Origin of the sequence: Methylobacterium sp. B1 (assembly GCF_000333255.1) — a bacterium.
In the GTDB taxonomy this organism is placed as follows: Bacteria; Pseudomonadota; Alphaproteobacteria; order Rhizobiales; family Beijerinckiaceae; genus Methylobacterium; species Methylobacterium fujisawaense.
The window spans coordinates 1-6,611 of the sequence record NZ_BACT01000461.1 but is presented as its reverse complement, the minus strand read 5'-3'; the positions used below and the strand labels follow the sequence as shown (position 1 = coordinate 6,611).

The 6,611-nt window shown below is 71.0% G+C and carries 9 protein-coding genes; 7 read left to right on the top strand and 2 right to left on the bottom strand.

The window, feature by feature from the left end:
• Positions 1-83 precede the first annotated feature (83 nt).
• The gene (locus I53_RS13415; protein WP_051044800.1) at positions 84-1,388 is read left to right on the top strand and encodes an MFS transporter; all 1,305 of its coding nucleotides are present in this window, start codon (positions 84-86) and stop codon (positions 1,386-1,388) included.
• A 51-nt stretch (positions 1,389-1,439) separates the two neighbouring features.
• On the opposite strand, the gene I53_RS13410 is transcribed toward I53_RS13415, so the two are convergent.
• Both I53_RS13410 and I53_RS13405 read right to left on the bottom strand, forming a co-directional pair.
• Complete coding sequence (locus I53_RS13410) at positions 1,440-1,676, bottom strand: hypothetical protein (RefSeq protein ID WP_043351494.1); 237 nt, start codon at positions 1,674-1,676, stop codon at positions 1,440-1,442.
• A 48-nt stretch (positions 1,677-1,724) separates the two neighbouring features.
• Positions 1,725-3,047, bottom strand: coding sequence for a hypothetical protein (locus I53_RS13405; protein WP_051044799.1), 1,323 nt, complete (start codon positions 3,045-3,047; stop codon positions 1,725-1,727).
• Positions 3,048-3,400: 353 nt separating this feature from the next.
• Here I53_RS13405 and flgB point away from each other — a divergent pair, with 353 nt between their 5' ends.
• The 6 genes from flgB to I53_RS13375 all read left to right on the top strand — a co-directional run.
• Entirely contained in the window at positions 3,401-3,802 is a 402-nt protein-coding gene (gene flgB, locus I53_RS13400; RefSeq protein WP_043351493.1) for a flagellar basal body rod protein FlgB, read from the top strand.
• Between the two features lie 65 nt (positions 3,803-3,867).
• Positions 3,868-4,275: a flagellar basal body rod protein FlgC gene (gene flgC / locus I53_RS13395; RefSeq protein WP_043351491.1), complete on the top strand. Its 408-nt coding sequence runs from the start codon at positions 3,868-3,870 to the stop codon at positions 4,273-4,275.
• A 32-nt stretch (positions 4,276-4,307) separates the two neighbouring features.
• Entirely contained in the window at positions 4,308-4,622 is a 315-nt protein-coding gene (gene fliE, locus I53_RS13390; protein ID WP_043351496.1) for a flagellar hook-basal body complex protein FliE, read from the top strand.
• A 60-nt stretch (positions 4,623-4,682) separates the two neighbouring features.
• Positions 4,683-4,949: a flagellar biosynthesis protein FliQ gene (gene fliQ, locus I53_RS13385; RefSeq protein ID WP_043351489.1), complete on the top strand. Its 267-nt coding sequence runs from the start codon at positions 4,683-4,685 to the stop codon at positions 4,947-4,949.
• Positions 4,950-5,000: 51 nt separating this feature from the next.
• Entirely contained in the window at positions 5,001-5,762 is a 762-nt protein-coding gene (gene fliR, locus I53_RS13380; RefSeq protein ID WP_043351488.1) for a flagellar biosynthetic protein FliR, read from the top strand.
• Between the two features lie 53 nt (positions 5,763-5,815).
• The coding region (locus tag I53_RS13375; RefSeq protein ID WP_043351486.1) for an EscU/YscU/HrcU family type III secretion system export apparatus switch protein at positions 5,816-6,611 on the top strand (796 nt) is incomplete at its 3' end.

The window sequence follows — 6,611 nt, the reverse complement described above, 5'->3', positions numbered from 1 at the left end:
ATGCCGAAACCGGGGTATCCGCTCGCGCCGCCCCGTGCGAAAGCGCCGCAACCGACCCGGATTCCTCCTCTCCCTTCCCGATCATGTTGCAGACCATCGACACCGCGGGCTCGACGCACGCCACGCCGAGCGCCGGCCGGATCCTCGCCGCGAGTTTCGTCGGCACCGCCATCGAGTTCTTCGACTTCTACATCTACGCCACCGCCACCGCCCTCGTGATCGGGCCGGTCTTCTTCCCCGCCGGCGCCCCGGGCGTGCAGCAGCTCAGCGCCTTCGCGACCTTCGCGATCGCGTTCCTCGCGCGGCCGGTGGGCGCGGCCCTGTTCGGGCATTTCGGCGACCGCGTCGGCCGCAAGGCGACCCTGGTGGCCTCCCTGTTGATCATGGGCCTCTCCACGGTCCTGATCGGCTGCCTGCCGACCTATGCGGTCGCGGGCTGGTGGGCGCCGGCGGCGCTCTGCATCCTGCGCTGCGGCCAGGGCATCGGGTTCGGCGGCGAGTGGGGCGGCGCCGCCCTGCTGGCGGTCGAGAACGCGCCGCCGGGCCGGCGCGCGTGGTACGGCATCTTTCCGCAGCTCGGCGCGCCGGTCGGCTTCATCCTGGCCAATCTCGGCTTCCTCGCCCTCAGCTTCGGCCTGTCACCCGAAAGCTTCCAGGCCTGGGGCTGGCGTCTGCCGTTCCTGGCCTCGGCCGTCCTGGTCGGAGTGGGTCTCTACGTCCGTCTGAAGCTGACCGAGACGCCGGCCTTCAAGGCGGCGCTCAGCGAGGCGCGGCCGGAGCGCGTACCCTTCGCCACCATGCTGACCCAACATGGGCGCGCCGTCCTGGTCGGCACCTTCGCGATGGTGGCGGTCTACGCGGTGTTCTACCTCTCCACCGTATTCGCCCTCGGCTTCGGCACCGGCACCCTCGGGTACAGCCGGCCGACCTTCCTGCTGTTCGAGTGCATCGCGGTCTGCTTCATGGCGCTCGGCACCGTGGTGTCGGGTGCCGCGGCCGACCGCTTCGGACGCAGGCCGGTGCTGCTCTCCGGCATGGCCGTGACGTTCCTGCTGGGCTTCCTCATGGGGCCGATGCTGGGCCACGCCGCCGGCAGCGGCACGTGGCCGCCCGTCCTGGGCTTCCTCTGCCTCAGCCTCCTGACGATGGGCTGGGTGTTCGGGCCGATGGGCGCCGTGCTGCCCGAACTGTTCCCGACGCGGGTGCGCTACACCGGCGCCTCGGTCACCTACAATCTCGCGGGGATCCTAGGCGCCTCGGGCGCGCCCTACATCGCGCAGGAACTCGCGGCCTATGGCGGGATCGGATTCGTCGGGTTCTATCTGTCGGGCGCCGCGATCCTCAGCTTCCTGGCCGTCCTCGCGATGCCGGAAACCGCCGATCGCTGACCGGTCACGCCGCCGTGGAGACTGCGCCGCGCGGTCCGGCCGAGGCCGGCCTCAGGGCGCCTGACGATCGACGCCCCCCTGCACGACCGGCTCGAAGCGCCCGAGAAACCGGGTCCGCTCCCACAGCTCGATCGGGTCGCGCTGAACCATCGCCCGGGCGCGGCGGCGCGCCTGCGTGTCGTCCTCGGCGGACAGGATCTCGGCCGCGCGGACGCGCCCGGCCCGGTCGAGCCTGAATGTCCGGTACGCGCGGCTCCGGTGAGCCGTTTCAGCATCCAGCGCGAGCATTGCGATCTCCTCGGAGGTCGAGCGTCCGGGAAGACGGTTAACCAAACGTCAATCGCCGCGTCTGCCGCCCTCGAAAACCGGCTGGGAAAGTTCGGTCGGAACCGTGCCGGGCGGCGCCGAGACCGACGGATCGTTACGTCGGCCTGCGACCTGCGACCCCGGCCGCGCGACGGCTCGGCCGAAACGGGTGCGTTCAGCTCCGCTTGTCGAGGGGACGACCCAGGAGGCGCGCGAACTCGGCCTCGATCTCCTCCACGGAGAACGGATTGCCGGCAGACTTCGCTTCGGGCGGCGCGGAAGAGGCGGCGGCGGGACGGGTTTGGGCGGGACCGGCGCCGGCGGCGGCGGGGCCTCCTGCGGAACAACCGGCGGCGGCACCGGCGGCGATACCGAAGGCGACACCGGATCAAGCGGCGCGCTCGCCATCGCGGCGGCGAGCGGATCGACGCCCTCCGGCACGGCGGGCGATGGCACGGGCGGCGGCGGCGTCACGGCCGAAGACGACCGAGACAGGGCGGCCTGGAGCTGCCGCGCCATGTCGGACAGGACCCCCGGATCGACGGACTTGCGCTCGGACGGGACCGCGAGGCTCGGCGCCGGACGGGCGGGCTCCGCCTCGACCGCGGACCCGTCGGGTTTGCGCTCGGAGGCTGGGCCGGGCCGCGGCTCGACCAGCGGCGGCGCGGTCCGGCTGAGGATCCGCCGCGGCGTCGTCGGCTCGCGCGCCGGCGGCGCGGGCAGTTCCACCGGCGGCGGCACCAGCAGGTCGGGTGAGGGCGGGCGCGGGGCGGCCGTCAGCGGGGCGGAAACATCCTGACCGGGCTCGTCGCCGCCGAGCAACGCCGCATCGAGGGGCAGCGTGATGGGCGGGGCGGCGGCGGAGCGCGGGACCGGCGGCGGCACGACCACCGGCATCTCGAAGCCCGGATCGAACAGCGGTTCCGCGCGGCGCCCGCCGGATTCGGGCAGGACCCGGGGCGGTTCGGGCAGGCGACCGCCCTGGACGAGGGGATCCGGGAGCGGCTCGTCCAGCGGCTCGGAGGCCGACTCCGGCCGGATGGACGCTTCGGGCAACGGCCGCTGGCCGCGCTGGATGTTGCGCTCGACCACGACGTCGTTGGGGCCGCCCACGAGCAGCAGGTGCTCGACATTGTCCCGGCGCAGCAGGATCAGCTGCCGGGCGCGGTCGAGTTCGTACACGTCGACGATCCCCAGCCGCGGCTGGCGCCCACGGCCTCCGGAACGCCCCGGCAGCGCCAGGCTCCGGCCGGTGAGCCGACGCACCGTGAACACGATGGCCGCGAGCGCCGTGAAGATGACGGCGAAGATCACGATGTACTGGATGATAGGGGAGCCGTCAGAGCCGAACACGGATTGTAGCCATCGCAAGGTTACGCACTCGCAGGTTCCGACCGCCGCGGGTGCGCGCCGGCACGGACTTGTCCATACCACGCCGGGGGGGCGGCAAGGCAAACGACGTTAAGAGTTCGTTAACAGACCTTTTAATTGAGCGCGATCAAGACAGTAGGTCGGGGATAAGCCGCCGGGTCAGCGGATCCGAGGCCGGACGGTCCTTCGTCCGCCGCAAAGGCTGCCGCGATCCCGCGGCCGATCCGCAGACCGGTCGTTCCCGATCGCGGGCTTAACGCACCGTTAACCATGCGCACGGCAGATTTTGCCGAGCCCGCTCGTTCCGGCGCGGCCACGCCATCCCGGAGGCGACCTTGGCTCTCACCGATCTGCCCGTGCTGAGCATGCTGCGCACGCGGATGCAATGGGCGCAGGCGCGCCAGGGCGTGATCGCCGAGAACGTGGCCAATGCCGACATGCCGGGGTTCAAGCCCCGCGACCTCGTGGAGCCGCGCTTCGACCGGGCGACCGGTACGCTGGCCGCCACCGCGACCGGCCTGACGCTGACGAGCCCGGGCCACATGGCGCCCGCCGGTCAGACGGTCGGGGCCGATTCAAAGCGCGCCAAGGGCTTCGAGGTCCGCCCGAGCGGCAACGGCGTCAACCTCGAGGACGAGATGATGAAGGCCGGCGAGAACCAGTCGGACTACCAACTCGCCGCCTCGCTCTATCAGCACAGCCTGACCACCCTGAAGATCGCGATCGGCAAGAGCTGATGCGCGACGACCGAGGGGGGAGCGCCGACGGCCGCACGGTCACGGCAGCAGGAGGGGCCTGAGCCATGGAATTCACCAAGTCACTGGCGGTGGCGGCGGCGGGCCTCAAGGCCCAGTCCGGCCGGATGCGGATCATCGCCGAGAACATCGCCAACGCCGATTCCGCGCCGGCCTCCGCCGGGGCGCAGCCCTACCGGCGCAAGATCCCGACCTTCACCAGCCATCTCGACGACGAGACCGGCGCGCGGCTCGTCGAGGCCGGGCGCGTCAGGCGCGACCCGTCGGCCTTCCGGACGAAGTACGAGCCGGGCAATCCCGCGGCCGACGCCCAGGGCGTGGTGCAGATGCCCAACGTCAATGCGCAGATCGAGAACATGGATCTGCGCGAGGCCCAGCGCTCCTACGAGGCGAACCTCAACATGATCAGCGCCACCCGCAAGATGCTGGCACAGACCCTCGGCATCCTGAAGTGAGCCTGCAGGACGCATAGCAAGGACGCATGGCGATGGCTTCGAGCAACTTCGCGGCGGGTGCCTACGCGGCCGTTCAGGGCCTCGCCGGCGGCCGGCCCGCGCCCCGGGTCCAGCCGACGACCGGGACCGGCAGCGACTTCATGCAGCTCCTCGGGCAGACCCTGGACAGCGTCGGCGATGCCGGCCGGCGGGCCGACACGCAGGCCGTCTCGGCCGCCGCCGGCAAGGCCAATGTCGTGGACGTGGTCACCGCGGTGGCCGAGAGCGAGACCGCCCTGCAGACCATGGTGGCGGTGCGCGACCGCATGATCTCCGCCTACGAGGAGATCATGCGCATGCAGATCTGAACGGCGGCCCGGTCCCTCGCCGATTCCGCCGCCCGCGCCCTCCGTACAGATCGCATCCCCATGACCGGCCTCGCCATCCTCGACGTCGCCCGCGACGGCATCTTCGTGTTCCTCAAGGTGGCCGGGCCCCTGATGCTGGTCGCCCTGGCGGTCGGGCTCGCGGTCTCCCTGGTCCAGGCCCTGACCCAGATCCAGGAACAGACGCTGATCTACGTGCCCAAGATCGTGGCGGTGTTCGCCGCGCTCCTGCTGATGCTGCCCTTCATCGGCGATGCCATGGCCGGCTACATGACCCGCATCGCCGCCCGCATCGCGGCCGGCGGCTGATGCCCGCCCCGGCCGGGACAGGCGCGGCCCACGCGTGCCATAGAGGCCGCGATGAACCTGCTCCTGCCCGGCATCGCCTCGGCCTACCTGATCACCTTCGCGCGCATCGGCACGCTGATCATGCTGATGCCGGGGATCGGCGAGCAGACGGTGCCGCCGCGCCTGCGCCTCGCCTTCGCGCTGCTCACCGCCCTGGTGCTGTTCCCGACCGTGCGTCCGCTGCTGGGCGGGACCGAGGGCGTGGCCGGCCCGCGGCTGATCGGGCTCCTGTTCGGGGAGACGATCATCGGGCTGGTGCTCGGCCTGACGGTGCGCATGATCCTTGCGGCCCTTCAGACCGCCGGTGTGATCATCGCGGCACAGGTCGGCCTGTCCTACGCCATGACGGTGGATCCGAACCAGGGCGGCCAGCAGGTGGCGATCGGCAACTTCCTGTCGCTGCTCGGGATCACGCTGATCTTCGCCGCGGATCTGCATCATCTCGCCATCGAGGGCGTGGCGCGCAGCTACGAGGTTCTGCCCCCCGACGGCGTGCCGTCCTTCTCGGACGCGCTGATGCTGGCCACGAAGGCGCTGGCCCGGGGCTTCACCCTGGCGGTCCAGATCTCCGGCCCGTTCATCGCCTTCGGGATCCTGTTCAATCTGGGTCTCGGGGTGCTGTCGCGGCTGATGCCGCAATTGCAGGTGTTCTTCCTGGCGGTCCCGGCCTCGGTGCTGATCGGCATGCTGCTGCTGATGGGCTGCCTCGGCGTCATGATGGGCGTCTTCCTGGACGATCTGGGCCGGTATCTCGGGGATTACGTCGGCCGCTGAGCGGCCGGACCACCCGCGCCCCGATCACCCGTCCGCGCTGAGAGCGAAGCGAGATGGCCGACGATACCGACGACGAGGACAAGACCGAGGAGCCGTCCCAACGGCGGCTCGATCAGGCCATCGAGCGCGGCGACGTCGCGACCAGCACCGAGATCAACACCTTCGCGATGCTGGGGGCGTTCACCCTGACCCTGCTGGTCGCGGCCCCGAGCATCGCCACGAACCTCCTGCACGGCCTCAAGGCCTACCTCGCCAACGCCCATGCCCTGCCGGACGACGCCACGGCGATGAAGGCGGCCATGACGCGCGGCCTGTGGCTGTGGCTCCAGGCGGTGGCCGTGCCGGTGGGTCTGGCCGTCGTGGCCGGACTGGCCGCGGGACTCCTGCAGCACCCGCTGGTCTTCTCCACCGAGACGCTGATGCCGAAATTCTCGCGCCTGTCGCCGATGGCGGGCGTGAAGCGGCTCCTCGGCGTCGAGGCCCTGTTCCAGTTCGGCAAGGGCTTGGCCAAGATCGGCGCCGTGGGCGTCGTCGGCGCGGTGCTGCTGTGGAACGACCGCGACCGGCTGGAGGTGTTCGCCCGCCTGGACCCGGCCGCCTCCCTGCCGGCGATCCTGACCCTCAGCCTGAAGCTGCTCGCCGGCATGCTGTGCATGCATCTCGCGATCACCCTGGGTGATGCCTTCTACGCGCGGTTCCGCTGGCGCAAGCGTCACCGGATGTCGAAGGAAGAGCTCAAGCAGGAGATGAAGGAGTCCGAGGGCAACCCGGAGGTCAAGGGCCGCCTGAGGCAGTTGCGGATGGCCCGCGTGAAGAAGCGCATGATGGCCGCGGTGCCGACCGCACCGT